The organism is Marinobacter shunpengi, from assembly GCF_045449695.1.
Taxonomy (GTDB): Bacteria; Pseudomonadota; Gammaproteobacteria; order Pseudomonadales; family Oleiphilaceae; genus Marinobacter.
In genome coordinates this window covers 330,897-355,587 of record NZ_JBJJKZ010000012.1, presented here as the reverse complement: position 1 = coordinate 355,587, position 24,691 = coordinate 330,897, and the positions used below count along the sequence as shown (strand labels likewise).

Genomic DNA, 24,691 nt, shown 5'->3' with positions numbered 1-24,691 from the left:
TGTTTGCGCCAGTCGTGCTATATCAGCAAACCCTTTCATCTCACTTTAAGGTTGCAGGACGGACAGCAATGCCAAAAGCCAGCGAAATCAAGAAAAATCAGGCCATTGAATATGATGGCAGGGTCTATTTCGTCAAGGATATCGAGCGCTCGGTGCCCCAGGGGCGTGCCGGGGGCAGTCTCTACCGCATGCGCATGTACGATGTGGTGACCAGCGCCAAGCTGGATGAGACCTTCAAGGATTCCGACATGCTCAACCTGGCGGACCTGGTTCGCCGCCCATCGGCCTTCTCCTACTCCGATGGCGATGAGTATGTGTTCATGGACACCGAGGACTACACCCAGTACAGCCTGAACCGGGAAGCCATCGCCGACGAGCTGCTGTTCATCACCGAGGAAACCCAGGGGGTGATGGTGATCCTGCTGAACGACGCACCGGTGGCTATCGACCTGCCGCCCACCGTGGACCTGGAGATCGCCGAGACGGACCCCTCGATCAAGGGTGGCTCAGCCACGGCCCGCACCAAGCCGGCGAAACTGACCACGGGACTGGTGGTGCAGGTGCCGGAGCATATCTCCACGGGAGACCGGATCCGGATCAATGTTGAGGAGCGGAAGTTCCTGGGCCGGGCCTAGCGTTACGGTACCAACTCCCCATCAACCCAGGGGATCCATCCGGAACAGGGCGCCAAGGCCGGGCTGGGGACTGAGTCTGCCGCATAACCTCAGTCCCTCCCAGAAGCTGACCTGGTTGGCGGTCAGCACCGGTTTGCCCGCCGCCGCTTCCAGGTCTTCCAGCCAGGCGGCGGAGTGTAGCGCGGTGTCCGGCACCAGCAGGGCATCGGCGTCCGGGTGGTTGTTATCGATGGCGAACCCGAGCACCGCCTCCCTGTCCAGGGCGCCTACCTCCGTGGCGGTGATAATGCCGTGACTGGCGACGGATACCACCTCGATATCGAAATGCTCCAGGAACGCCTGGAACCGCAGGGCGATATCCCGGGGATAGCTGGCGGCGATGGCAACACGTTTGGCGTCAAGGGCGGTAATGGCCCGGGCAAAGGCCATGGCAGTGGTGGAAGCCGGGATATGAAGCAGGTGTTCCAGGGTCTCGATCTGTTCCCGGATGCCGTCGATACCGCGCACGAAGCTGGCGCTGGTGGAGGTCCAGAGCACCGCGTCCAGGTCCTGGTGCTCCAGGTGTCTGGCGCCTTCGGTCAGGCGCCGTGGGCTGCCCATCTCCGTGAGTGCCTCCACGGTATGGGCATCCTCGTCAAACGCCGTATGGATGACAGTGACGTCCGCCGCCGGAGAGACCATCCGCGCCAGTCGCGGGTAATCATCCTCGGCGGCGTGGCCGGGATAGAGGAAGGCTATGCGGGCGGTTGTGCTGCTCATAGGTTACCGGATACCGTCTATGCCATGAACGGCGCAAACACCCGGGCCAGGCCTTTTTGACCCTTACCCTTGGGGGCGTCGCACCACCCTGATCTTACCACTGGTGCCGCCACCACAGAAGAAGCGGTCGCTGCCGTTGGATTCGAGACCGGATACGCCCGTGTTGGCCGGCATGGCCAGTGTTTCCAGGGTCTCGCCGGTGTCGGGGTCGATGCGCATAAGCTCGCTTTCGTCATCTTCCCAGCAGCCATGCCAGAGTTCCCCGTCCACCCAGGTGACACCGGTCACGAAACGGCTGCTCTCAATGGTGCGCAGGATATCGCCGGTTGCAGGGTCCACCTGGTGGATCCTGCGGTCCCGGTATTGCCCGACCCAAAGGCTGCCTTCCGCCCAGGCCATGCCGGAATTGCTGTTGCCGGGGGCCGGGATGCTCGACAGTACCTCGCCGGTGCCCGGGTCCAGCTTCTGGATACGGTCCTCGGCAATCTGGTACAGGTGCGTGCCGTCCCAGGCAGTGCCCGCGTTGGCCGTCACATTGAGGGTGCGCTGGAGTGCGCTGCTCTCCGGGGCCAGGGCGAGCAACCGGTCACCCACGGCAAACCACACGTGCTTACCGTCGTAACTGACGCCATGAACCGCATCGACCTCCGGGAAGGGGCCATATTCGTCGATAATGATGGCATTGGATTGTTTCATTGGAGCATTCCTTTCGCTGGTTGAGGTTTGACTGCCACCGCTCAATGGCGGGCCGACAGCCTCAACGACAGCCTAATGCACCGGCAGTGGCGACGGGAGTAACAAGGTTGTCGTGAATCCCGGCACGGATGGCGTGGTCCAGCGCCGGGCCCGCCCGCGGCCGAACGCCTGTATCTTGCCTGCCTGAGCCAGGGCGTCCAGGGCCCGTTGCACGGTGCGCTGGCTGGTGCCCAGGGCAATGGCCAGGGATGAGCTGGACCAGGCCTCGCCGTCCACCAGCAGGGCGAGTACCGCCGCGTGCCTGTCGTCCACCGGGGGAGCCACGAGCACAACGTCTTGCCCGGAGTGGGGCGCCAGTGCATAGCCGTCCCCGGTGGCGCTGACGTCGGCCAGGGGTTGAAGGGCGGTGCGCAGCCGCCCCATTTCCACCCGCAGCCGCACCCGCAGGGATTCATCGGTGGGTTTCAGCCGGAAGGCGTGGTGGGTCAGGGTGTCCCGGGAGACCTCCGCCGGCCAGGCTTCAGCCAGGGTACGGGCAAGCGTGAACAGCACCGGGCGACCGGCCAGGGAAACCACCTGGTCGCGATGGCGAACCAGATAACGGCAGGCGTCCACCACCAGGTTGTCCGAGGCGAACAGGGCCTCCACGTCTTCCAGCCGCATGGGGTATTCACTTCCCATCGATACCCTTCGGGCAGCCGGGGCATCCAGCACCTGGAAGGCGTTGTCCACTTCTCCGGCAAGTGCCGGTATGCCTGACTCTCCGGCGGCCTGTCGGGCACGCTGGAGTGCCGCCCGGGCGGGTCCGGTTTGCAGGCGTCGCAGGGCAATGCCCGCTGTCAGGAGTTCGTGGACCGCCACCAGTGGTGGGGGAAAGTCTGTGGGGGTGAGCCAGGCGAGGGTGGCTTCGGCGTCGTCGATATGCCCGATCAGCAACTGACGCCTTGCCTCGAGGTAACGGGCGTGTGCGGCGTTGGCCCGGTCACCGTGTTGTTCCAGTGTCTGCCGTGCCCGGTCGACCACGTCGGCGGGCCAGCCCAGGTCCCGGGAGGCCAGCGCCACTTCCGCCTCGGCGATAGTGCACCTGGCCCGGGCCAGAGCCTCTTTACGACCAAAGGAGCGCCGGGCCCGTTGCAGGAGCGCCCTGGCACGCCCGAAATCCCCAAGCTGGGCCATGGCAGTGCCGCGCAGCGCCAGTGCCGGTGGATCGTCGCGCAGGGCGACCCGGTTAAGGGCTCCGAGCGGGTCGCCCGCCGCCAGGGCGCGCGCCGCCGCCGTGATCAATGCATCCATGAATAGTCCGCCATACCGGTCATGTCCTCTACTGGACTGGTCACCGTCAGTTAACGAACGGGACACTAGCTGATGATAAACAACTGCAGAGAGGAATGAACCATGGAGGGCTTGGGGGGACACACGTTGATGGGCGTGTTCCCCTTCACAAAGGTTTGGCCGCTTCAGCAACCTGGGGCGACGGTTGCCCCACGTGGGCTCCTGTCAGAGCTGGCGGGGGCAGGCTTCCCGGTGGCGGTGATTGCTGTTCCCTCAGCTCCATCCGGAGAACATGGCCGTTTCCCGTACTGCTCCTCAAGGTGCTGCCGCCGTGCCCGCCGGCACCTGGCCAGGGCCTTGAGGGCGTCCACCTTCAGCGGCAGGTTGAGGGCCCATTCGATATCGCTCCGTTCCAGGCCGACATCCTGCAACACCGTGTCGGACGCCTTCAGTAGGGGAGCACTGCGGTGGCGGAACCGGAGCCGGCGCCAGACCATCCGTACCCAGAATTCGAGAACCGATAGTGATGCCAGCGGCGGTGTGGCGGGCATATACAGGTCCAGCCGTGGTGGCTTCCGGGGGGATTCCGGTGTTGGTTGTGGGCGCTGGAATGTGTGGTTGTGGTTCATGGTCCTGGCCTCCTCTTTTCTGTCTCGTTCGAGGGTGTGTTGGCTAAGGAGGCCTGGCTTCTGTTGGCCTCCCGTCCTTTCCAAACAGGATGGGCCGGGCAGTTTGATAAGACAAACGAAAAGATTTAAGGTATCTGTTAAGTAAAATTGAAAGGTCTGAATTCAGAAGGTAAGAGTTCAAATGGACGCTTCCGTTGCCACCCCCCATCCCGCCAATCTGCCTTTGCTGGATATCGATGTGCTCAGGACCTTCGTTGCCATTGCCGAGAGCGGCAGTTTTACCCGTGCGGCACGGCAGGTTCACCGAACGCCCTCGGCATTGAGCATGCAGATAAAGCGCCTGGAGGACATCCTGGGGCAATCACTCTTCGTGCGGGAGGCCCGACATGTGCGGCTGACTTCCGAGGGCGAGGTGCTGCTCGGCTATGGTCGGCGTTTTCTGAGCCTCAACGAGGAAGCGGTCCAGCGGTTCCTGTCTCCCGTCCTGGAAGGCCGGATCAGCCTGGGGACCACGGACGATGTGGGGACACGAATCCTGCCGGGGGTGCTGTCCCAGTTTGCGCGTTCGCACCCGGCGGTGCAGGTGGATGTTGTCGTGGGGCCAAGCGAGCAGAACCTGGCCCGGCTGGATGCCGGGGAACTGGATCTGGTACTGGTCACATCGGGCAACCAGAACCAGGAACCAAGGGGGGAGGTGGTGCATTCTGAACCCCTGGTCTGGGCCGGACGGGAAGGGGGAGTAGCCGCTCATCGCTCCCCCCTGCCGGTGGCCCTGGCCAACCATGGCTGCGTCTGGCGCCGAACCGCCCTGGATGCCCTGGACCGGGCTGGCGTTTCCTACCGGGTTGCGTTCAACTGTGATCACTGTGCAGGGCAGGAGGCAGCCATGATGGCGGACCTGGCGGTGGCGCCTTTCCCGCGAAGCCTGGTGCGCCCGCCGTTACGCCGGCTGGACAAGGAAGGGTTGCCGCCGCTGGCGAACTATCAGGTGGTGCTTGTCCAGCGTGCCAGGGCACCCGTCAGCGACGCCCTGTGCGGCCATGTGCGGGATGCGCTGAAGGAACTCAGGGAAGGGTAGTTTTAGGACGCGGCGGATTCGCGAGGCGATCATGGGATAAAGGACCAGAGGACAGGATGAAGATACTGGGTCGATGGCTTTGTCGCAGGTCGGGATCTGCCTGTGGACCGTGCCATCAAATGTGATATCCGGTTGACGGAGTGGCTTCTGGAGTCGGGGCCCAGCCATCTCCGTGTGGTCAGGTCGGAATAGTCACGAAATGACGAACTGGCGCTAGCGACCTGCCTGGTTGCGCAGGGCTTCCAGCTCCCGGGTGTGCTCCTCAAGCTCGTCTGTGGCCTCTTTCAGGTCTTCCCGGCGGTCCTCGATCTCATCGGTGTCGCCTTCCTGGATCGCCTCCTCGAGTTCCTGCCTTTGCTCTTCCAGATCCTCCAGGCTGTCCCGGACCTCTTCCTCGGCGTCTGCCAGCAGTCCCTCGTCGGTGCAATGGGTGCGGATACGCTCCAGCGACGTTTCCAGGCCCCGGAGCCGCTCCCGGTTGCCTTGCTCGCGAGCCATGTCCATTTGCCGTTCTACCTCGGCTTCCTTGGCGGCACAGAGTGGGTTTCCGGTGGAAGCCGCAAACGCCGGGACGCCGAAGCCGAGGGCCAGCACCAGCGCCGACAGGGAGAGAGAGTGTCTTTTCATCTGCAGATCCATGGTTTGAGAAGTGAAGGCGAGACCGGAACTGAAGCAACGACCATTCGCTGATTACCGGCCACGCGTATCGGCCAATATTGCGGCCCATCCTATCATTGCGGAGTCCGCTATGGTCCTGACCGTCCCGTAATCGTCGCCATCCGTTACCGCCGGCTATTGCCTACAGGATCCGGCCAAGCAGTGAAAGCCGGTCATCCAGCCAGATATCCTGGGGGCTGATAAACCCCTTCCGGTTGTAGCGGAACTCCTTGCCGGCGTGGGCGAAGCATTCGTAGACGAGTTCCGAGCAGATGTATTCCCGGTCCCGTTTGCGTTTGCCCTTACCGAGTGTGATGCGGGCGAGCACATTGGCGATCTCGTCCTTGTCGTAGGGCTTGGTCAGCTCGTCCACACCAAACACCGATAGCTTTCGGACCATGTCGGGCGTGATGTCAGCGCAGCGGGCAATGGCGACGCGTCCCTTGTAGGGTTTTCCGTTCTCGTAGTCCCTCACATACTTGGACAGGGGGGCAAAACGGACGCCCATATCCTCGACACTTTCCAGCAGCAGGATGCGGTCAATGGCCTCGATATGGAAGACGATGCCCACGTGGCTCCAGGCGCTGCGGGTCATGGTCTGGATGGCCTTTGAAACCAGGTAGTCGCCGGAGGTGAACAGCAGGTCGCCGGACCTGAGCTGAGAGCGAAGATCCTGGTACGACAGGACGGGTAGGGCTTCAAGGTCTGATTTTTCGATGTGGGCCGCCATGATACTTCTTCCCTGACGATCGGTGTTATGGGTTGGGGGCTGGGACGAGTCAACCTGGATAGCTCTACCGCAGTCAGGTGACAGCTGGATTGCGGTGTGGCTGTCGGGGTGGGCTCGTCGACCAGCGTGCCCTGAAGAATAGACCATGGGAGCCGATCTGTTCAGTCAGACGATAGTCTGTGGTGGTGTGGTACTCGTAACTGTCGCCCATAAAAATGGCAGCTGCGGCGAGGTTTCAGAGCCCTTGTCAGGTGCCCGCCATATTTCGCCACAATCCGCCATTCTTCCGCCGCCTTCCGATACCCGGGGCAGTGTATGCTTCCCTCTGGTTGTCACTACACAACGGCTGAGGATATCCCTGTATGGCAAAGGTAAAGACACGTCGGCTTCGTACGATCAGCATGGGGGCGGCTGTTGCTGCCCTGGCATTGATGGCCAATATGTCCTGTGCCGACACCGGCCCGTCCGCTGACGAGCGATTCCAGGAGTCGATTGAAGCCCTGGAATCCATCAATGGTGGTCGCCTGGGCGTGGCGGTCCTGGATACTGAAACAGGTCGGCGATTCGAGTATCGGGCTGACGAACGCTTCGCCATGACCAGCACCTTCAAGTGGGTTCTGGGGGCGGCAGTCCTGGCCCGGGTGGATGCGGGGGAAGAGACCCTGGACCGACCGGTTCGCTACGATGAGAGTGATATCCAGTCCTACGCCCCGGTGGCGAAAGAGCACCTGCCCGAGGGTGAAATGACCGTAGCCGAACTGATTGACGCCAGCATCCGTTGCAGCGATAACACCACGGCTAACCTGCTGTTGGAAACCCTTGGCGGCCCGGCGGGGCTGACCTCTTACATGCGCTCCCAGGGTGATACGGTATCCCGGCTGGACCGGAATGAGCCGGACCTGAACACCAACCTGCCAGGGGATAAACGGGACTCCACGACGCCTGCCGCCATGCTGGGCCTGATGGAAACGGTACTGCTGGGTGAGGCCCTGTCTACCGGTTCCAGGGAGCAACTGCATGACTGGCTGATCCGCAATACCACCGGTGACAGCAAGCTCAGGGCCGGCCTGGACCCGCAATGGACGGTGGGTGACAAGACCGGCAGTGGAGACCGAGGTGCCAGTAATGATGTCGCCATTGTCTGGCGCCCGGATGCCGGCCCGGTCCTGATTGCGGTGTACTATTCCGGTTCTGAGCGCTCGAACGATGCCCGCAGTGCGGTGCATGCCGAGGTAGGGCGGCTGGTGACCGAGGTTGTGAAGAGCGAATAGCGATTCACCGCCAGCCGGTTACCGGAGCCGGTGGCGGGGCGCCGCCGTTTCTTCGAATTCGGTAAAAAGGGGATGTGCGATCCAGACTGCCAGGCTTGGAGTCGAAGGCCGATAGGGCCTTGGAAGAGCCCGTCAGGAAACTATACAGGTAGATTGCGAAAGGAGGTGCCACCATGTCCATGCTGACATTCTACGTCAACCGTGCCGGACGTCAGTTGTCTTATGCCCAGCGGGACACCCTGGAACGGGCCAAGGACGAACTGAGGGCGTTGTATGGCCGTCCCCTCAGGGGCGGACGTTCCTAGGGGATTGTCAGGCAAGTACAGTCATCATTACCCGTCGAGCGAGTGTCAGTTCAGTTTACAGCCAGGTTTATCTTATTTATTAACTACATGAAAGTATTAGGTAATATTATCTGGCATGAGGGTTGCTTATATCACTTCAGAACGAATCTGATATCGATCGATATGGAGTATCGAGATGAAGCAGTACCTGAAACCCGTCGCAGCCGTCCTCGCTATCGGCGTGGCCTCTGCCGCCAACGCCGCCCCGATCCTTAACATCAGCGGCCAGGGTGCATCCGCCGCCTCTGCCGCCGAGGCAGCCTTCCTTGGCTCGGCCCAATCGGGTTATATCACCGAGAATTTTGACGACGCCAGCTACTCGGTGGGTACCCAGGCCGGTACCATCAATTCCGTGGCCGGCGTGGGAAGCTTTAGCCGTGTAACCGCCGGCTCCGGCGGCCTGTGCGATACCGGCAGCTACGACTGTGACGACGGGCTGGCGGTGCTGGATGCCGCCACCACCCCCTTTACGGGTCGTTTTTCCGTGTCTCCGGACAACTGGCTGGACAGCATGGATGCCATGGAAATGACGATTTCCCTCACCGCCGGTTATAACGCGATCGGGTTCTACATGACCGATCCCAACGACGCCGGGGGCCGTTTCTCCATCGGTGGGGTGGACTTCAGTTTCACCGATGTCTTTGGCTCGTCCCTGGGTAATGGCAAGGTCTACTACGTTACGCTGTTCGACGCCGCCGGGCTGGACGACATCAGTATCTATTCCAACAACCCGGACGACGGCTATGGCCTGGATGATGTCACCATAGCCAGTGTCGCCGAGCCGGGTACACTGGCCCTGCTTGCTTTGGGCGTATTTGGTCTGGGCATGGCCCGTCGCCGCCAGAAGGCCTGAAACGCGGTTCATCGGAAAACCCGGGGGCGGTATAGCGCTTCCGGGTTTTTTCGTTTTGCGGGTGTCGTCAGACGTAGTCCCGTAACCGCACCAGTTGCCTCTTCGCGCCCCAATTGCCAGCCGGTCCCCGGAGTGATGGCAGTAGGTGCTGGAGCCGCCATGGTCATGGACGTTGCCGGTGTAGGCGTAGCCATAGGTGGTCAGCACCATGGCGTCGTTCAGACGTCCACGGACAAAGCAACAGCCCTCGCTGGCCTTCATGAAGTTTGCAGAAGCGGGGGAACAGGTCACACTGGATCCGGCCGTCGTCGAGGAAATGCCAGTACCCCCCTGGATGGCCCTGCAGGATGGGAGTGTCGCCCATGGTCAGACCTCCGCGCCTTCTCCCCTGCAGGACCGGATTCGCCACCTGAAACGCAAGGCGGGACTACTGGACCACTACTGGTCTTCATCCATGCGCTTCGGGCGGTATTCCAATGAGGAGATGTCTTCCTCCGAGTGACTCTGGAACAAGCCACCAGCGGCCATTTTTGTGGCATCCTGTGCAGCACCTTCAGTTACGTCCAGTTAACGGGCCTCAATACCAACCAATCATCGGAGCAGGATCATGGCGTTCGCCAGACTCTATGAACAGGCCGCTGCACGAAAAGGCGGCGAGGCCGCGTTGCAAAGTCTGTTACCCCGGATAGCGGAACCCGGGGAGCTGGAAGTGTTTGGTGATGACCGCTACCTGTCCGAAATCACCCGCTGTATATTCAAGGCCGGATTCGTCTGGCGGGTGATCGACAACAAGTGGCCGGGCTTCGAGGCCGCCTTTGATGGGTTTGTGCCACTGTACTGGCAACAGGTGCCACCGGAGGTGATTGAGGACCTGGCCAGGGACGAGCGTATCGTCCGTAACCTCCAGAAGATCCGTACCGTGCCGGAGAATGCCCGGATGATTGTGGATGCGGCCCGGGAGCACGGCAGTTTCGGGCAGTTCCTCGCCCAGTGGCCGTCGGATGACCAGGCCGGGTTGCTGTTGTGGTTCAAACGTAACGGCGGTCGCCTGGGTGGTAACACGGCTCAGTACTTTCTCCGCCGCATGGGTTGGGACGGGTTTGTGTTGTCCGGGGATGTTATCGCCGCCCTGCGTCGGGAAAATCTCCTGGATGCCACACCGGGCACCAAAAAGGCGTTGATGCAGGCCCAGGCGGCGTTTAATGACTGGCACCGGGAAACCGGACTGCCCTACAGCCACCTCTCGAAAATCCTGTCTTTCACGGTTGGTGATTGAGGATGTTATCCAGCCATGGGTGAGGGGCGAGGTGCCGGAGCAGACTGGTTGATTGTTCCCGGCGGTTCCGTCCAGAATCCTCTGGTGCGGTAGTCTCTGACAATGTTCGGCCCGGCCGGATCGGCCAGAAAGGGAGCGTCAACCATGCCTGTACTTACCTCATCACTGAAGAAGGATTTCGTTGTCCTCGATGCCGGCAAGAAGGCGACACTGGAGCCGTGCGACGGAACCCTCTATGAACGCCTGGATCGGGATTACAACGGCTTCAGTGGCTGTGAACTGATCTCCCACCATGAATTCGACGCGGACTGGCCCAGTTGGGAAAAGCACCCCCATGGTGACGAGATCGTTATCCTGTTGTCCGGACACATGACCTTCGTACTGCAGTCGGCGGACGGCGACCGGGAGGTTGAGCTCAAGGCGTCGGGCGACTACGTGGTGGTGCCCATGGACACCTGGCATACCGCCAGGACCCACGAACCCTCCCGTATGCTGTTTGTGACCCCGGGAGAAGGAACCGAACACAGACCTGCCTGATAAAGGGAAGCCCATGTAGCGAACGTCCTGGCTTGCCAGTACCCCGGACATTGTCTTTACTTAAAGTCGTCCGCTCAGGACAGCACCCTGTTACGCCGGTCAGGGATTCGATGAAGTCGGTCGGCCCAGGCTGTCTGCGCAGGTGCCCAGGCACTTTCAATGCGTTGGTATACGTAAAGGGAACCGCCAATGGAGAAGGCAGGCAGCCACAGCGTCTTTGAGCCCGTCCTGGTCCAGGCCGTCAATAACCGGCAGCGGCTTTTTGTCCGTTATTTCCTGGCCATCCTGATCGACCTGGTGGTGCTGAACCTGTTCAACGAGTATTCAGACCACGTCCGCATTGATTCCTTTACCACCTCCCTGTTCGCCGCCGTGCTGCTGCAGGTTCTCCTGCGCCTAACCATTGTGATTGAGCACCGGGTGGCGGCCTGGTTCAGGGCGATGCGGGGAGGGTTTGCGGTATTCATGCGTTACTTCAGTGCCTGGCTGCTGCTGTTTGGTTCCAAGTTCGTGATCCTTGAGGCGCTATCGTTGGCCTTCGGCGATGGTGTGCAGTTCCTGGGCCGGTTCCATGGTGTGCTGGTGCTGATACTGGTGATTGTCACCATGCTGCTGGCCGAAGAACTGGTCGCACGGATCTATCGGTGGCTTGGGGAATCTCCGGAAACCAGCGACAAGACGAATGGTGAAAGCCTTCGCCCGTGACGGAGAGAACATCCATGGCGTTTGATGAATCCGTAGTTCGTAGGATGGTGACCCGTGACCTGTTGGAGACGCTGATCAGAGTCGCCCTGGTGCTGGTCCTGGCGGTGGTCTGTGTTCGCATCGTCACGCCCTTTGCCAACCTGGTGATCTGGGCAACCATTCTTGCCATTGCACTGTCGCCAATGACGGAGGGCCTTGCCGCCCGCCTGGGCAGTCGTCGGGGCCTGGCAGCGGGCATTGTTGTCATTTCCGGGCTCCTGCTGATTGGTGTACCGACGTTGCTGCTGGGCATTTCCTTTGTTGATCATCTGGCCGGTGTGCTCGATGGGGTGAGGAGCGGGGCACTGCACATTGATCCACCGCCCGAAACCGTGGCGGACTGGCCGCTGATCGGCAACGCCGTGTATGGCGCCTGGAGCGAGGCGGCGGCCAATCTGCCACAGTATGCAGAGGACCACCGTGAAGCCTTGGCCGACTGGTCCCGCCGGGCGTTGTCAGGGGTGGCCGGTAGCGCCGTGGGCATCCTGCTGTTCCTCGCTTCCATCGCCATTGCCGGTGTCATGCTGGCGTACGCTTCCCACGCGGATCAGGCTTTTGAGCGGATCTTCGTCCGCTTTACGGATCCTGTCCGGGGGCGCCGCCTGAAGGTATTGTCCATCGCCACGGTACGGTCGGTGGCCACGGGTGTCATCGGGGTTGCTTTTATTCAGTCGTTGCTGTTGGGAGTGGGCTTCCTGCTGGCAGGTATTCCGGCGGCCGGTGTTCTGGCGCTGGTTGTGTTCCTGACAGGCATCATCCAGCTACCTGCCCTGATCATCACCCTGCCGGCCATCGCGTACCTGTGGACCGGCGATGGTTCCACGGTCAGCAATACGGTGTTCACCGTCTACCTGTTTGTTGCGGGGCTGTCAGACAACGTCCTCAAACCCCTGTTGCTGGGGAGGGGAGTGGAAGCGCCAATGATCATTGTCCTGCTGGGGGCGTTGGGCGGCATGATCACCGGTGGCTTGATCGGGCTGTTTGTCGGCGGGGTGGTGCTCGCCGTGGGCTATCAGATATTCATGGAATGGGTGGATGCGGCTGAACCGGTTACGGAGGAAGCAGCAACGGATGTGCGGACCAGTGCCGAGGGCAATGACTGAGTCCGTGCCATCGCCTGGGTGGCGACGGTTACGGGGTGTGTTGGTGGTGCTGGCGCTGCTGGGAGGCTGTGCCACCGTGGGACCGGACTACCAGCCACCAGAGGTGGACTGGCTGGCGGACTGGCGACCGGACCTGTATGGCCAGCGGGTTCAGGCGGACGACGGCACGGGGGATGACCTGCGTTTCTGGTGGCAGCTATTCAATGACCCGGTGCTCACGGTCCTGATTGCCGAGGCACGCCGCGAGAATCCCTCGCTGCGCCTTGCCGGCCTGCGAATCCTGGAAAGCCGGGCGGCCCTGGGTATCGCCGGTAGTGGCCGCTATCCGCAACTGCAGCAGATTGGCGCCGATGCCACCTACATTCGCGGGGAACAGGCGGGCGGGGCGGACCGTGACCGGAGTTTTGCCCGCTATTCAGCGGATTTTTCCGTGGGCTGGGAGCTGGATTTCTGGGGACGGTTTCGCCGTGGTATCGAATCGGCGGATGCGGCCTTCTTTGCCTCCATTGCCAACCAGCAGGATGCCCAGGTGCTGCTGGTGGCCCAGGTGGTGGACCTTTACTACGCCTATTGCACGACGCTTCAGCGTATCGACATAGCCCGACACAATGCGGCCATCCAGCACCGCAGTTTCGAGATCACCGAGCGGATATTCAAGGCAGGGCAGGGCTCGGAACTGGATCTTCAGCAGGCTCGGACCCAATACCTGGCAACCAGGGCCACCATCCCGCTGTTACAGGCGGACATGATTCGATTGCGTAACGCGCTGGCGGGGCTGCTGGGCCGGCCCCCCGGTCCCATATCGGAACTGGAGGCCACCAGGGGTGATCTGCCCCCTGTCCGTCCGATGGCGATCGAGGCGGTGCCCGCTCAACTGCTGCTGCGACGCCCGGATGTGCGCTCCGCCGCCTGGCATGTGGCTGCGCAATCGGCCCAGATCGGCGTGGCGGAGGCGGACTACTACCCGGCGATCTCCCTGTTCGGCAGCATCGGCTGGAGCACATCCACGTTGTCGGACAGCGGCTCCAGTACCAGCCTGCTGGCCGGTCCGGCCCTGAGCTGGAATATCTTCGATTACGGTCGCATCAGCAACAACGTGCGCCTGCAGGATGCCCGCCTGCAGTCGGCCATTGCGGCCTTCCAGGGCCAGGTGCTGGCTGCCGCCAGGGAACTGGACGATGCCGCCGTCCAGGTGGTGAAGACGGTGGAAAGCCAGCGGTCCCTGACGGAATCCGTCGAGGCGGCACAACGGGCCCTGGATCTGGCTACCAAACGCTACCAGGAGGGTTATTCGGACTTCCAGCGGGTGCTGGATGCCCAGCGCATCCTGTTTGCCCAGGCCGAGCGGGAGCTGGTCAACCACGGCGCCCATGTGAGCGCCATCGTCGACCTGTACCGGGCAGCGGGTGGCGGCTGGATGCCCATGACCACGAACGACATGCTGCCGGCAGACATTCGCCAGACCATGGAAGAGCGAACGGACTGGGGGGACCTCCTGGATGAACCCATTCCCGAGGTGGGCCATCCCGCCGGTCCTGCGGCCCCATCATCATCGACCCCGTGAGAGCCATAACCGTGAACGACGAAAAACCAAAACCAGCGGCAGGGGAGCCGGAGCAGGAGACGGCTCCGGCTGACCCCATCACCGAGGCCCCGGATGCGGAAAAATCCGTGAAGAAGGGCGGGGTTCTGGTGGTACTGATGATCATTCTGAGCCTGGCGGCCTACATGCTGGCGGACCGGTTCACGCCCGTCACCAGTCAGGCGAGGATCGAGGGGTACGTGGTCGGCGTGGCGCCGGACGTCAGTGGCCGGGTTACCGATGTGTGGGTGCGGAACAACCAGGAGGTGATGGCCGGGGACCCCCTGTTCCAGATCGATCGCTCCCAGTACGAGATTGCCCTGGAAAGTGCCCGGACCCAACTGGAGAATGCGGAACGTCAGATGGGCGCCGGCAGTGCCGCCGTGGAGGCTGCTCGCGCCAGTCTGCGCGCCGCACAGGCCAATGAACGCAAGGCCCGCCAGGACGCCAGTCGACTGGAGCGTCTGTATGCGGAAGACCCGGGAACCATCTCGGTACGGCGCCTGGAGATCGCCAGGGCGACCCTGGAACAGGCGGAGGCGGGTGTTACCGCAGCGCGGGCAGATATCCAGCGGGCCATCGAACAGATGGGGGGCGATGACGCCGAGAACAATACCCTGTTGAAGGGCGCCGTTACCGCTGTCAACAAGGCCGAACTGGACCTCCGGAACACCCTGGTCCGCGCTCCGTCCAGGGGCATGATTACCGACCTTCGGGCCGATCCCGGACAATTCGCCAGCGCCGGCCATCCCGTGCTGACCCTGATTCCCATCCACGATGTCTGGATCAATGCCGAGTTCACCGAGAATAACCTGGGGCACATCCGGGTGGGCACGCCGGTGGACATTGTGCTGGACGCCCTGCCGGGCCGGATATTCGACGGCGAGATTCGCAGCGTCGGCCTCGGTGTCAGTGATGGTCGGAGCCAGCCGGTGGGGGCTCTGCCCACCATCCAGAACGACCGGGACTGGCTGCGGCAGGCACAGCGCTTTCCGGTGATCATCGAGTTCGATACGTCACAGGCGGACGAACTCCGGCAACAACTGAGGATTGGAGGCCAGGCCACGGTCATCGCCTACAGTGACCAGAGCGCCATCCTGGACTGGCTGGGCAGGCTGTACATCCGCATCAATAGCTGGTTGACCTATGCCTACTGACACCGCCCGGCCCCTGGCGGAGGGCTGTCCACCCATGGCGGCAACCCGGACATTCCGCTTTGCCCTGACGGTGTCACTGGCACTGGCGGCGGGCTATGGGCTGGCGCTGCCGTTTCCGTTCTTCGCACCGTTGTTCGCGATTCTACTGGGAGCAACCCCCGGGCCACCCCCGGCAGTGCGGGGGTTGTTTGCTCTGGTGATGCTGGTCGTTCTGGCGCTTGGGTTGGGACTGTTCCTGACACCCTTCCTTGCCGTCTATCCGATTGCCATAGTGCTGGTGATCGCGGTCTGCCTCTATGGCGCCACCTACCTCAGCGTCGGTGGGGGCAAAGTGCTTCCGGGTATACTGCTGACCATTGGTGTCACCATGATTCCTGCCGCCGGGCTGGTGGAATACGCTTTGGCGGTGGCCGTACTCCAGGGGCTGGTGGCGGGTATTGTTGTGGCCGTGCTGTGTCAGTGGCTGGTGTACCCGCTGTTCCCGGAACCGCCAGCGTCAGTGACGTCCGTGCCGCCTCCGCAACCGGCAGGGCAGGCCCGCTGGATTGCCGCCCGCACCACCCTGATCGTTATCCCACCGGTGCTGCTCGCTTTCACCAATCCGGCACTCTATATGGCGTCGATTATCAAGACCGCAACACTGGCCCAGCAGGGCTCCAGGATCAGTGCCAGGGCGGCAGGTCGAGAATTGATTGGTTCGACGTTCCTGGCGGGCCTGCTGGCGGTGGTGTTCTGGTTTGCCCTCAGGCTGGCGCCGACGCTTTGGATGTTCTTCCTCTGGATGTTTCTGTTCGGCCTGCTTTTTGGCGGGAAGCTCTATGGTGCCCTGGCAAGTCGTTTCCCGCCGACGTTCTGGCAGAATGTCGCGGTTACGCTGATCATCCTGTTGGGACCGGCGGTGCAGGACAGTGCCTCCGGTAAGGACGTGGAACAGGCATTCGCCATGCGCTTCACCCTGTTCGTCGCCATCACCCTCTATGCGTGGCTGGCAATCCTCCTGCTGGAGCACCTTAGGGAACTGACCGCAAGGCGACGACAATGAAACAGGAGGTCGATCCTTGCTGATAAACCTGATAATCGGGCTATCCACCATGACGGCCTGCCTGTTGTTGCAGGCCATACTGCTGGTGCTGGCTATCCGCTACTACATTGGTCACATCGGTCTGGCGACCACGTCCTCATCCTGGTCGATGCTCCGCGTTATCTGCGCCTTCATGGTCATGCTGGTCCTGGGCAATCTGTTGCAATGCACGATCTGGGCATTGGTATTCATGGTACTGGGAGAGTTCGAGGCATTGTCCGAGGCGGTCTACCACTCCGCCGTGAACTTCGCGACCCTGGGGTACGGAGACATTGTGATGTCAGAGCGGCACCGCCTCCTGGGGCCGATAGAAGCCATCAACGGCGTCATAATGATCGGGGTATCCACCGCCGCCCTGATGACGGCGCTGCAGCACAGTCTGAAAGAGTCCCTGGCTGCCCAGCGATGGACTCTTGAACAGCGTCGGGATGACCATGAATCCCATTGATGCGGTGGGATAAGGCATGGGATTCACCATGACAGTGGCCCCGGACTCCAATCGGATATTTTTTGAATCCTTTCAATTCAGGGTTGTCTGATCGCTGAACGAGACCTATAGTGATTTTGACTCATAAAGTGACATAACCCTGGAGAAGATAGACCAGAAACGTTCACTGGCGCCCCGGCCAGGCCCTATCCCTTTGAATGCAGTACGTTTGTTGATCCGTTTCGGCAAACCGGATCTCCCGGCGATATTCAGGAAGAAAGACGAATACAACAATAAAGGATTCCTGCATGAACAATCCCAACCCGAACACGGCGCGCACAACGGTCGTGGCCACTCTAACGTCCCTTGCTTTCGCCCTTACCGGCTGTGGTGGCGATGGTGGTGGCTCTTCAACACCCAACAGCCTCACCGGTACCTTTGTGGACAGCCCCGTTTCGGGACTGGACTATGAGGGCGACCAAACGGCGGCCTCCCTCACCAATGAAAATGGCCAGTTCCAGTACCTTGACGGTGAAACCCTGACCTTTGCCATCGGCGACCTGGTGCTGGGTTCGGCAACCGGCGCCGGCACGGTGACCCCGGTGGACATCACCGAAGGCGCCAGCGACGGATCAGACCCTGGCGTCCGTAACCGGCTGGTGCTCCTGCAGACGCTGGACGCCGACGGTGACCTGAACAACGGCATCCAGATTACCGACGCCATCCGGATGGAGGTATCGGCCAGTGCCGACAGCCTTGACCTGAGTCTGATCCCGGAGGATTTCAGCGCCGCCCTGCTACCGGTGGTGAACGCCCTGGAAGCCGATAATGCCTTCACCGACAACAATCCCCGGCCCCGGGCAGTGGTGTCTGCCAGTGACGCGGCAGAGCACTTTGCCCGCTCCACCAGCCCGCGGCAGGTGGTGGAGACCGCCAGCGGTGAGGTGCGCGGTTTCGAGTCCAGTGCTGATACCTGGCAGTTCCTCGGCATACCCTATGCCCAGCCCCCGGTTGGTGACCTTCGCTGGCGCCCGCCCCAGCCCCTGGAACCCTGGGAAGGGGTGCGTGAGGCGGTGTCCTGGAGCGACCAGTCGGCCCAGAATCCCGCCCTGCAGCAGTTCGGGGAAGGGGGCATGAGCGAGGACTCCCTCTACCTGAACGTCACCACCCCCAAGGAAGCCGACGGGCTGCCGGTGATGGTGTGGTTCCATGGCGGTGGTTTTACCTCCCTGACCGGCAACACCAAACCCTTCAACAACCCGGAGGCCCTGGTGACCAGGGGGGTGGTACAGGTGTCGGTGAACCATCGCCTGGGGCCCTTTGGCTATATCGCGCATCCGGACCTGACAGCGGAAAGCGGTTATGGCGGCTCCGGAAATTACGGCCAGATGGACCTGGTGGCCGCTCTGGAGTGGGTACAGGCCAATATTGAGGCGTTCGGGGGCAACCCGGACAACGTCACCATCTTCGGGGAGTCCGGTGGTGGCCGTAAGGTACTGTCATTGATGGCTTCGCCGCAGGGCGCAGGGTTGTTCCACCGGGCCATCAGCCAGAGCGGGACCCTCTATCCTGATACCCGTAGCCTGGAAGACGCCGAGGCCATCGGCGATCAGCTACAGGCCAACCTGGGCGCCTTATCACTGGCGGAAATGCGCGACGCAAGCTGGAGTGAAGTGGTGGCCGCGTCTGCGGAACTGCAGCCCTATACCAACGTCGATAACCACTACCAGCCCTATACCGAGAGGGCGAGCTTCGAGAACGGCAACCAGAACGACGTGCCGTTCATGTTCTCCATCAACACCAACGACACCCCGGATCCGACGGCCACCGCCATCGATGTCTTCCCGTGGATGGCGCCACTGAATACCTCCAACATGTACGCCACCCTGTTCAGCCACCAGCCCGCCGGCTGGCGGGCCCGGGGCGTGGAGGCCTACCACGCGGCGGAGCTGGCCTATGTGTTCAACATGCCCCAGAGCGTGGTCACCCATTACCTGCTGGGCCTGGTGATTGATCCGGCCACCGGTGAGTCCCTGGACATCGGAGACATTAACGGTAACGGAGTATCCGGCTCCGACGGCGATCCGGCGGACATCCTGGTCTCCGCCGGGTTCGATGAGACCGATGCGGTGGTGATCGACCGGATGCTCACCATCTGGACCAACTTCGCCAAAACCGGCGATCCCGGCATACCGGGCGAGATCGAGTACCCGGTTTACGACGCTGCCACCGAGTCCTATGTGGACATCGGCGTGGAGGCGGAAGTGAACAGCGGCCTGGGGGAGGTGCTTGACGATGAATAAGACCAGAAACCGTATCGCGGGGCCAATGATGAACGTTCCAACCAGGACCTGGGCGTGGCGGACCTTCCTGATGACCGTGGTGGTGTCGCCAATAGCCATTACTGGCTGTGGTGGCGGTGGTGGTAGTTCTTCGGACGACGCCCGTACCGGCACCTTCGTGGACAGCCCGGTGGCCGGGCTGGATTATACCGGCCCGGATACGCCCTCCGGGCGTACCAACGACAACGGCGAATTCCAGTACCAGCCGGGGGAGACCATCACCTTCGCCATCGGCGAACTGGAACTGGGGTCGACTGAAGGGGCAGAGGTAGTGACGCCCCTGACGATCACCGCCGGTGCCGGGTCTGCCGACGATCCGGGGGTCACCAACCGGCTGGTCCTGTTACAGAGCCTGGACGCCGACGGCGACCTGAACAACGGCATCCAGATCACTGAAGCTATCCGCGATCAGGTATCGACTGATGCAGGCGTGATTGACTTTGGCCAGGCGCCGGAGGATTTCCGCACCAGCCTGGAGCCAGTCCTGAGCGCGATTGAGGACAGCGGTGCCTTCACCGACCTGGACCCCCGTCCGCGGGAGGCCCGTGAAGTGGCGGATGCGACGCAGCATTTCCAGCGCGGTCGTAGTGACGGCGTTACCGTGGCCACCACAGGGGGTGACCTGCGAGGCTTTGAGTCCAGCGAGAACACCTGGCAGTTTCTCGGGGTGCCTTACGGGAAACCTCCGGTCGGGGATCTTCGCTGGCGTCCGCCAGAGCCGGCGGAGCCCTGGGATGGTATCCGTCAGGCGACGTCCTGGGCGGACCAGTCGGCCCAGAACCCGACCCTGGAATCCGTGAATGAGGGTGGTATGAGCGAAGATTCCCTCTACCTGAACGTCACCACGCCGAAAGATGCCGAGAATCTGCCGGTGATGGTTTGGTTCCATGGTGGGTCTTTCTCGATCCTCTCCGGTAATTCCATGCAGTACAACAACCCGGACAGCCTGCCCACCAGGGGCGTGGTCCTGGTGACCGTCAACCATCGCCTGGGGCCGTTTGGCTATATCGCCCACCCCCTGCTGACCGAGGAAAGTGGCTATGAGGGCTCCGGAAACTACGGCCAGATGGACCTGGTGCTGGCATTGCAGTGGGTTCAGGACAACATCGAGGCCTTTGGTGGCAACCCCGACAACGTCACCATCTTCGGCCAGTCCGGCGGTGGCGGCAAGGTGTACTCCCTGATGAACTCGCCCCAGGCGACGGGGCTGTTCCACAAGGCCATCGTGCAGAGCGGTTTTGCCCCGATGGATGAGGACAGAACCGCCGAAGATTCACTGGCGGAATCCGAGGCCATTGGAACCGCGTTGTTTGAGCGGCTCGGGGTAAGCACGCTGGAAGAGGCGCGGGCCCTGTCCTGGACCGAGATTACCCAGGCGGACCTGGCCAATAATATCCCTCGACAGACCTACCGGCCCAACGTGGACAACGATTACCAGACCAGGACCTACTACCAGAATGTGCAGGAGGGTATGCCCAGCGATGTGCCTTTGATGGCCGGCGCCACCAATGGTGATTACGATAGCCTGCGTGCGGCCCTGCCGATCTGGCTGGACCAGCGTTCCGCCGACTACCAGTCCGACCAGTTCGTCTATGTGTTCAGCCGGGTGCCCGATGGCTGGGACGAACTGGGGCTGCGAAGCTGCCACGGTTGTGAGTTGCCCTATGTCTTCCATTATCCGGCTGGCATGGTCCAGAACTATTTGTTGGGCCTGGTGCTGACCCCGGACGGGGCACAGCCGGACATCGGCGATCTCAATGGAAACGGGGTGTCAGGCACGGAAGGGGACGCGGCGGATGTCTTTGCGTCGATGCAATACGGTGCGGATGATGTGGCGATTTCCGATCTGACCATGACATTCTGGACGAACTTCGCCAAGAGCGGTGACCCAAGCACGGGTAGTCTGGCGTGGCCAGCCTATACCGGTTTCAATGATGCCTTTATGCACATTGGGCCTGCGAGCGACGCGGTCGCCGAAACCGGTCTGGAGTCGGCGCTGGAATGATGGATGGCCGGGGCCCGGGGCTTTAGCCGGGCCCCTGTGCCGGGCGGTTGACGTTACCAGCCGCCTTTATCCTCCTTGCGGTCCTGTTCCTCGTTCTCTGCCTTCTGCTTCTTGATCCTGGCCATCTTCTCTTTCGAGATGGGCATGTTGGCGCTGTCCCTGAGCATCAGCAGGCCGCCGACAACCAGTGCCAGGGCGAGCAGGAGGAATATCCAGCCGATCATGGGCATATACCGGGTTCCTGATTATCCGTTACGTGTGCATTTATGGTGAACCAGGTTGGGGGGATATGCCAGTATCGGGAGAGGTCGATCGGGAAGGGAAGGACTGATGATTGGACGGCTCCCTGTTATCTCAGGGAGATAGTCAGGCGTCGCAAATCCGGCGGCCGGTCCGGCTAACCGGACCGGCCAGGCTGGCGATCAGTTGGCGTCGACGGTCAGCCCGAGCATTTTGGTGGCGTCGGCGGTGGCGCCCATCATCAGCATCATGCTGATCTGGGTCAGCTCTTCCATGCTGAGGGGCTCTTCCGGCTCGATGGTTATCGAGAGCTGCTTGGGGTCCTCGATAAAGGCACGGATCTCTCCGACCACTTCGGAATCGCCAAGCTGCTGTTCCATACCAGCCAGGATCTGGGCCTTGAACTGGTCCGCGGTAACACCGTTTTCCCTGGCAACCGCTTCCATCATCAGTTCCACCTCACCGTCATTCTCGTAGCGAAGTTGGGTGCGGTTGAAGCGAACACTCTGAAGCTCGGCCTGGATGGCCTGTTGCTGGGCAGGGGTGAAGTCAGTGCTACCGCTGTTTTGTTTATAGGCAGCCTGCAACGCTTCCCAGCCACCGGAGACATCCGACAGGGTCATCTCATGGTTCAGGCTGCTCAGGCCCTCGGTGGACCAGGTCAGGTTGGAGGCCAGCTCGTCCTTGCCGTTGTTAACGTCGTAGCCGAAATGGAAATCCATGGGATGCTCGCGGTAGTCCACCTCGGCAAAGCTGGACATTTCGGTCAGCAGCTTCTCGTTAACGATTAGCAGATTCTTAACGGACAGGCTGAAGTTGTCTGGCAGACGCTCGTTTTCCGTATAGCCCTCCATGACAACAGTAATGTTATCTGCCTTGAAAAGATCGCCTTCCGACTTGCTGCTGATCAGCACACCGTTGAGGGTGGCGGAGCTGGAGAACAGGGAGGAATCGACACTGTCGTAGGTGATGACAGCATCGCCATCGCTTTCCTCTTCAATGGTTTCGATCGCTTCCACGACCTTGGCTTCCGCCTGGGAATTGATGAACCAGGATGCGGCGAAGTAGAGGGCGGCCAGGATCACGATGATCGCAATGGCGATTTTCCCTTTGTTGCTTCCTGACGGGGTTGTGACTGCATCACTCATTGAAACGGTACCTCCTTGATTATTGAGGGGGAGAAGGTTGCAGAAAGTTCATGTGGTGTCAATTAAAAGCCGAATTTCAGATGTAAATTCGATCTGACAGTATCCGGGGATAACATGGTGATCAGAGGTGGTCGGCAGGGGCTGGCGTACCGGGTCGGTTTCCGGAGAAACAGGCGGGATACTGAAAATGGCCCATGAATGGCTGGACCGGTCAGCCCTGGGGCTCCTCCACCGTCGGTGTCGACAGGGCCAGGGCACAGAACCGTTCCATTTCCCCGGCCCAGGATTCCATCCGGGCCACGTCCAGATGCATATGGAGGGCGTAGCGCCGGCCGCCCCACACCGCCAGGTGAAGGGCCTCCACGGTTTCGGCGGATGGCCTGGGGGCGAGGTCATGGCAGGCCGCCAGCGTCCGGTGCCAGATGTCCAGCAGCTCGTCGTAGGCCCGTTGCTGGTGCCTGGGGTCCGCCACAACAGGCTCAAGCCGCATCATGTCCGGAGAGAACCAGGTCCGGTCCGATTCCAGTCCCGCCAGGTGGCGGATCAGCCCGTGCAGCCTCTGCCGCCAGCCCAGGTTGTCCGGGGTGATCACCCGCTCCTCGATCTGCTGAAGCAGTTCTTCGATGCAGTGGCGGACATAGCCGGAGTGCAGCGCCTCCTTGCTGGGGAAATAATCGTAGAGAGTGCCCACCGCGATACCGGTCTCCAGGGCCACCTTGCGGGTGGTGAGCTGGTCCCAGCCGTCGCGCTGCCAAATCCGAACATAGGCATCGTAAATGGCCTGTACCGTGAACCGGGCACGGGCCTGTCTCGGCCGCTTGAGCGGCTTGTTGCGGGGGCTGTCGATAGCCTGGGGCTTGCTCATGGGGATTCCGAACCACCTGTCCTCGGGCGCTGGATACAATGATCCTGAAACAGAACGTTTGCAACCAGGTGGGATCGACAGCCACCCGGGAGCACCCATAGTAACCCTTTTACGAGGATCAGGCGCATGACAGACATCACTCGACTGGTGACTGACCAAGAGTCACTGGGCACCTCAAAAGTTATTAACGAGCAGGTTCCGCCGCTGGCGGATGGCCAGGCCCTGATGCGTATTCACCGTCTGGCGGTGACCACCAACAATATTACCTACGCCGCCTTTGGCCACACGCCCCACCTGCGCTACTGGGATTACTATCCGGTGGCGGAGCAGGGCTGGGGGCAGATGCCCGCCTGGGGTTTCGCCGAGGTGGTAGAGTCCACCGTGGAAGGGGTGGAACCGGGAGAGCGTTTCTATGGCTTCTGGCCCATCGCCACCCATGTGGTGGTGGACCCCGTCCGTGTCAGCCAGCGGGGCTTCTACGATGGCCGCGACTATCGCCTGGATCTGGTATCGGCTTACAACCAGTACCAGCGGGTGCATACCGACGCGGCGTATCGTCCGGAGAACGAAGACTACCAGATGCTGCTGCGGCCACTGTTCATCACCTCGTTCATGCTGGCCGACTACCTGGAGGATAACGGGTTCTTCGGGGCCCGCCGGGTAGTGATTTCCAGTGCTTCCAGCAAGACCGCCTACGGCACCGTGTTCTGTCTTCAGCAACGCGACGACCTGGACGTGGTGGGACTGACGTCAGCGTCCAACAGGACCTTCGTGGAAGGTCTGGGCTGTTACGATCAGGTGGTGGACTATGACGGCATCACCGGGCTTGATCCGTCGGTGCCCACGCTATACGTGGACTTCTCGGGCAATGACGGGGTCAGGGCGACGATCCATCACCACCTGGCGGAACAACTGGTCCATAACTGTTATGCCGGTTCCGCCCACAATCACGAACATATCAATGAGGCGGAATGGACGCTTCCAGGGCCTGCGCCCCGGCGTTACTTCGCCCCGGACCAGATTCGCAAACGTAATGCCGACTGGGGACCGGCCGAGGTGACGCGCCGGTTCAACGAGGCCCAACTGGCCTTTATCGACCGTGTACAGCAGCCCGATTCGCCCTGGATCACGGTTGAGGAACACCAGGGTCTGGAGGCTACGCAGACACTGATCCGGTCACTGGTGGATGGTCGCGTCGATCCGGTCAAGGGCCATGTTGTCGTCCTGTAGGTGCCGGTAGGGGAAGGCCCTGCCTGGGCA

General features: G+C 61.6%; 26 protein-coding genes. 17 read left to right on the top strand and 9 right to left on the bottom strand.

All coding sequences use genetic code 11. The annotated features are described in order from the left end of the window. Positions 1–68: 68 nt before the first annotated feature. Complete coding sequence (gene efpL, locus ACJO2E_RS08230; RefSeq protein WP_406963395.1) at positions 69–635, top strand: elongation factor P-like protein EfpL; 567 nt, start codon at positions 69–71, stop codon at positions 633–635. Positions 636–656: 21 nt separating this feature from the next. Here the strand turns inward: efpL and ACJO2E_RS08225 are convergent, their stop codons facing one another. The 4 genes from ACJO2E_RS08225 to ACJO2E_RS08210 form a co-directional block, all read right to left on the bottom strand. Further along, on the bottom strand, positions 657–1,394 hold the full coding sequence (locus ACJO2E_RS08225; RefSeq protein WP_406963394.1) for a maleate cis-trans isomerase family protein: 738 nt from the start codon (positions 1,392–1,394) through the stop codon (positions 657–659). Between the two features lie 63 nt (positions 1,395–1,457). Continuing rightward, a complete protein-coding gene (locus ACJO2E_RS08220) occupies positions 1,458–2,090 on the bottom strand; it encodes a Vgb family protein (protein WP_406963393.1) in 633 nt (210 codons plus the stop codon). A 72-nt stretch (positions 2,091–2,162) separates the two neighbouring features. After that, positions 2,163–3,383, bottom strand: coding sequence for a helix-turn-helix domain-containing protein (locus ACJO2E_RS08215; protein ID WP_406963392.1), 1,221 nt, complete (start codon positions 3,381–3,383; stop codon positions 2,163–2,165). Between the two features lie 164 nt (positions 3,384–3,547). Then, entirely contained in the window at positions 3,548–3,991 is a 444-nt protein-coding gene (locus tag ACJO2E_RS08210; protein WP_406963391.1) for a hypothetical protein, read from the bottom strand. 181 nt (positions 3,992–4,172) lie between these two features. On the opposite strand from ACJO2E_RS08210, the gene ACJO2E_RS08205 reads away from it, so the two are divergent. Then, entirely contained in the window at positions 4,173–5,069 is an 897-nt protein-coding gene (locus ACJO2E_RS08205; RefSeq protein ID WP_406963390.1) for a LysR substrate-binding domain-containing protein, read from the top strand. Between the two features lie 213 nt (positions 5,070–5,282). Here ACJO2E_RS08205 and ACJO2E_RS08200 read toward each other — a convergent pair whose 3' ends face one another. Next, positions 5,283–5,696 carry a DUF1090 domain-containing protein gene (locus tag ACJO2E_RS08200; protein WP_406963389.1) on the bottom strand — a complete coding sequence of 138 codons (414 nt, stop codon included), beginning with the start codon at positions 5,694–5,696 and terminating at the stop codon, positions 5,283–5,285. 172 nt (positions 5,697–5,868) lie between these two features. Next, complete coding sequence (locus ACJO2E_RS08195; RefSeq protein WP_406963388.1) at positions 5,869–6,456, bottom strand: YiiX/YebB-like N1pC/P60 family cysteine hydrolase; 588 nt, start codon at positions 6,454–6,456, stop codon at positions 5,869–5,871. Between the two features lie 362 nt (positions 6,457–6,818). On the opposite strand from ACJO2E_RS08195, the gene bla reads away from it, so the two are divergent. The 14 genes from bla (at position 6,819) to ACJO2E_RS08125 (ending at position 21,178) form a co-directional block, all read left to right on the top strand. Beyond that, positions 6,819–7,727: a class A beta-lactamase gene (gene bla / locus ACJO2E_RS08190; RefSeq protein ID WP_406963387.1), complete on the top strand. Its 909-nt coding sequence runs from the start codon at positions 6,819–6,821 to the stop codon at positions 7,725–7,727. A gap of 173 nt (positions 7,728–7,900) precedes the next feature. Next, positions 7,901–8,032 (top strand): DUF3175 domain-containing protein, encoded by a 132-nt coding sequence (locus ACJO2E_RS08185; protein WP_406963386.1) that lies wholly within the window; start codon positions 7,901–7,903, stop codon positions 8,030–8,032. Positions 8,033–8,207: 175 nt separating this feature from the next. Beyond that, the gene (locus ACJO2E_RS08180; protein ID WP_406963385.1) at positions 8,208–8,924 is read left to right on the top strand and encodes a PEP-CTERM sorting domain-containing protein; all 717 of its coding nucleotides are present in this window, start codon (positions 8,208–8,210) and stop codon (positions 8,922–8,924) included. A 208-nt stretch (positions 8,925–9,132) separates the two neighbouring features. Beyond that, positions 9,133–9,426 (top strand): hypothetical protein, encoded by a 294-nt coding sequence (locus ACJO2E_RS08175; protein ID WP_406963384.1) that lies wholly within the window; start codon positions 9,133–9,135, stop codon positions 9,424–9,426. 105 nt (positions 9,427–9,531) lie between these two features. Continuing rightward, the gene (locus ACJO2E_RS08170; RefSeq protein WP_406963383.1) at positions 9,532–10,200 is read left to right on the top strand and encodes a DNA-3-methyladenine glycosylase I; all 669 of its coding nucleotides are present in this window, start codon (positions 9,532–9,534) and stop codon (positions 10,198–10,200) included. Between the two features lie 144 nt (positions 10,201–10,344). Further along, positions 10,345–10,737, top strand: a complete 393-nt coding sequence (locus ACJO2E_RS08165; RefSeq protein ID WP_406963382.1) for a cupin domain-containing protein — start codon at positions 10,345–10,347, stop codon at positions 10,735–10,737. 189 nt (positions 10,738–10,926) lie between these two features. Further along, complete coding sequence (locus ACJO2E_RS08160) at positions 10,927–11,442, top strand: hypothetical protein (RefSeq protein ID WP_406963381.1); 516 nt, start codon at positions 10,927–10,929, stop codon at positions 11,440–11,442. 14 nt (positions 11,443–11,456) lie between these two features. Then, positions 11,457–12,584 (top strand): AI-2E family transporter, encoded by a 1,128-nt coding sequence (locus tag ACJO2E_RS08155; RefSeq protein WP_406963380.1) that lies wholly within the window; start codon positions 11,457–11,459, stop codon positions 12,582–12,584. Then, positions 12,577–14,148: an efflux transporter outer membrane subunit gene (locus tag ACJO2E_RS08150; RefSeq protein WP_406963379.1), complete on the top strand. Its 1,572-nt coding sequence runs from the start codon at positions 12,577–12,579 to the stop codon at positions 14,146–14,148. Before ACJO2E_RS08155 ends, ACJO2E_RS08150 begins: the two co-directional genes overlap by 8 nt. An 11-nt stretch (positions 14,149–14,159) precedes the next feature. After that, on the top strand, positions 14,160–15,323 hold the full coding sequence (locus tag ACJO2E_RS08145; protein WP_406963378.1) for an HlyD family secretion protein: 1,164 nt from the start codon (positions 14,160–14,162) through the stop codon (positions 15,321–15,323). Next, a complete protein-coding gene (locus tag ACJO2E_RS08140) occupies positions 15,313–16,365 on the top strand; it encodes a DUF2955 domain-containing protein (RefSeq protein ID WP_406963377.1) in 1,053 nt (350 codons plus the stop codon). Before ACJO2E_RS08145 ends, ACJO2E_RS08140 begins: the two co-directional genes overlap by 11 nt. Positions 16,366–16,381: 16 nt before the next feature. Further along, positions 16,382–16,852 (top strand): ion channel, encoded by a 471-nt coding sequence (locus ACJO2E_RS08135; RefSeq protein WP_406963376.1) that lies wholly within the window; start codon positions 16,382–16,384, stop codon positions 16,850–16,852. Positions 16,853–17,139: 287 nt separating this feature from the next. Further along, complete coding sequence (locus tag ACJO2E_RS08130; RefSeq protein WP_406963375.1) at positions 17,140–19,134, top strand: carboxylesterase/lipase family protein; 1,995 nt, start codon at positions 17,140–17,142, stop codon at positions 19,132–19,134. Then, positions 19,127–21,178 (top strand): carboxylesterase/lipase family protein, encoded by a 2,052-nt coding sequence (locus tag ACJO2E_RS08125; protein WP_406963374.1) that lies wholly within the window; start codon positions 19,127–19,129, stop codon positions 21,176–21,178. Before ACJO2E_RS08130 ends, ACJO2E_RS08125 begins: the two co-directional genes overlap by 8 nt. Positions 21,179–21,231: 53 nt before the next feature. Here the strand turns inward: ACJO2E_RS08125 and ACJO2E_RS08120 are convergent, their stop codons facing one another. The 3 genes from ACJO2E_RS08120 to ACJO2E_RS08110 all read right to left on the bottom strand — a co-directional run bounded on the left by ACJO2E_RS08120 (position 21,232) and on the right by ACJO2E_RS08110 (position 23,431). After that, positions 21,232–21,408, bottom strand: coding sequence for a DUF2897 family protein (locus ACJO2E_RS08120; protein WP_406963373.1), 177 nt, complete (start codon positions 21,406–21,408; stop codon positions 21,232–21,234). Positions 21,409–21,600: 192 nt separating this feature from the next. Further along, entirely contained in the window at positions 21,601–22,566 is a 966-nt protein-coding gene (locus ACJO2E_RS08115) for a DUF945 family protein (RefSeq protein ID WP_406963372.1), read from the bottom strand. A gap of 211 nt (positions 22,567–22,777) precedes the next feature. Beyond that, on the bottom strand, positions 22,778–23,431 hold the full coding sequence (locus ACJO2E_RS08110) for a TetR/AcrR family transcriptional regulator (RefSeq protein WP_406963371.1): 654 nt from the start codon (positions 23,429–23,431) through the stop codon (positions 22,778–22,780). Between the two features lie 126 nt (positions 23,432–23,557). Here ACJO2E_RS08110 and ACJO2E_RS08105 point away from each other — a divergent pair, with 126 nt between their 5' ends. Next, entirely contained in the window at positions 23,558–24,661 is a 1,104-nt protein-coding gene (locus tag ACJO2E_RS08105) for a DUF2855 family protein (RefSeq protein WP_406963370.1), read from the top strand. Positions 24,662–24,691: the final 30 nt, after the last annotated feature.

What these genes read in the sequence shown, in the direction of transcription:
- efpL (WP_406963395.1), top strand. Translation starts at nt 69, where the DNA reads ATGCCAAAAGCCAGCGAAATCAAGAAAAATCAGGCCATTGAATATGAT.
- ACJO2E_RS08225 (WP_406963394.1), bottom strand. Translation starts at nt 1,394, where the DNA reads ATGAGCAGCACAACCGCCCGCATAGCCTTCCTCTATCCCGGCCACGCC.
- ACJO2E_RS08220 (WP_406963393.1), bottom strand. Translation starts at nt 2,090, where the DNA reads ATGAAACAATCCAATGCCATCATTATCGACGAATATGGCCCCTTCCCG.
- ACJO2E_RS08215 (WP_406963392.1), bottom strand. Translation starts at nt 3,383, where the DNA reads ATGGATGCATTGATCACGGCGGCGGCGCGCGCCCTGGCGGCGGGCGAC.
- ACJO2E_RS08210 (WP_406963391.1), bottom strand. Translation starts at nt 3,991, where the DNA reads ATGAACCACAACCACACATTCCAGCGCCCACAACCAACACCGGAATCC.
- ACJO2E_RS08205 (WP_406963390.1), top strand. Translation starts at nt 4,173, where the DNA reads ATGGACGCTTCCGTTGCCACCCCCCATCCCGCCAATCTGCCTTTGCTG.
- ACJO2E_RS08200 (WP_406963389.1), bottom strand. Translation starts at nt 5,696, where the DNA reads ATGAAAAGACACTCTCTCTCCCTGTCGGCGCTGGTGCTGGCCCTCGGC.
- ACJO2E_RS08195 (WP_406963388.1), bottom strand. Translation starts at nt 6,456, where the DNA reads ATGGCGGCCCACATCGAAAAATCAGACCTTGAAGCCCTACCCGTCCTG.
- bla (WP_406963387.1), top strand. Translation starts at nt 6,819, where the DNA reads ATGGCAAAGGTAAAGACACGTCGGCTTCGTACGATCAGCATGGGGGCG.
- ACJO2E_RS08185 (WP_406963386.1), top strand. Translation starts at nt 7,901, where the DNA reads ATGTCCATGCTGACATTCTACGTCAACCGTGCCGGACGTCAGTTGTCT.
- ACJO2E_RS08180 (WP_406963385.1), top strand. Translation starts at nt 8,208, where the DNA reads ATGAAGCAGTACCTGAAACCCGTCGCAGCCGTCCTCGCTATCGGCGTG.
- ACJO2E_RS08175 (WP_406963384.1), top strand. Translation starts at nt 9,133, where the DNA reads ATGGCGTCGTTCAGACGTCCACGGACAAAGCAACAGCCCTCGCTGGCC.
- ACJO2E_RS08170 (WP_406963383.1), top strand. Translation starts at nt 9,532, where the DNA reads ATGGCGTTCGCCAGACTCTATGAACAGGCCGCTGCACGAAAAGGCGGC.
- ACJO2E_RS08165 (WP_406963382.1), top strand. Translation starts at nt 10,345, where the DNA reads ATGCCTGTACTTACCTCATCACTGAAGAAGGATTTCGTTGTCCTCGAT.
- ACJO2E_RS08160 (WP_406963381.1), top strand. Translation starts at nt 10,927, where the DNA reads ATGGAGAAGGCAGGCAGCCACAGCGTCTTTGAGCCCGTCCTGGTCCAG.
- ACJO2E_RS08155 (WP_406963380.1), top strand. Translation starts at nt 11,457, where the DNA reads ATGGCGTTTGATGAATCCGTAGTTCGTAGGATGGTGACCCGTGACCTG.
- ACJO2E_RS08150 (WP_406963379.1), top strand. Translation starts at nt 12,577, where the DNA reads ATGACTGAGTCCGTGCCATCGCCTGGGTGGCGACGGTTACGGGGTGTG.
- ACJO2E_RS08140 (WP_406963377.1), top strand. Translation starts at nt 15,313, where the DNA reads ATGCCTACTGACACCGCCCGGCCCCTGGCGGAGGGCTGTCCACCCATG.
- ACJO2E_RS08130 (WP_406963375.1), top strand. Translation starts at nt 17,140, where the DNA reads ATGAACAATCCCAACCCGAACACGGCGCGCACAACGGTCGTGGCCACT.
- ACJO2E_RS08125 (WP_406963374.1), top strand. Translation starts at nt 19,127, where the DNA reads ATGAATAAGACCAGAAACCGTATCGCGGGGCCAATGATGAACGTTCCA.
- ACJO2E_RS08120 (WP_406963373.1), bottom strand. Translation starts at nt 21,408, where the DNA reads ATGCCCATGATCGGCTGGATATTCCTCCTGCTCGCCCTGGCACTGGTT.
- ACJO2E_RS08115 (WP_406963372.1), bottom strand. Translation starts at nt 22,566, where the DNA reads ATGAGTGATGCAGTCACAACCCCGTCAGGAAGCAACAAAGGGAAAATC.
- ACJO2E_RS08110 (WP_406963371.1), bottom strand. Translation starts at nt 23,431, where the DNA reads ATGAGCAAGCCCCAGGCTATCGACAGCCCCCGCAACAAGCCGCTCAAG.
- ACJO2E_RS08105 (WP_406963370.1), top strand. Translation starts at nt 23,558, where the DNA reads ATGACAGACATCACTCGACTGGTGACTGACCAAGAGTCACTGGGCACC.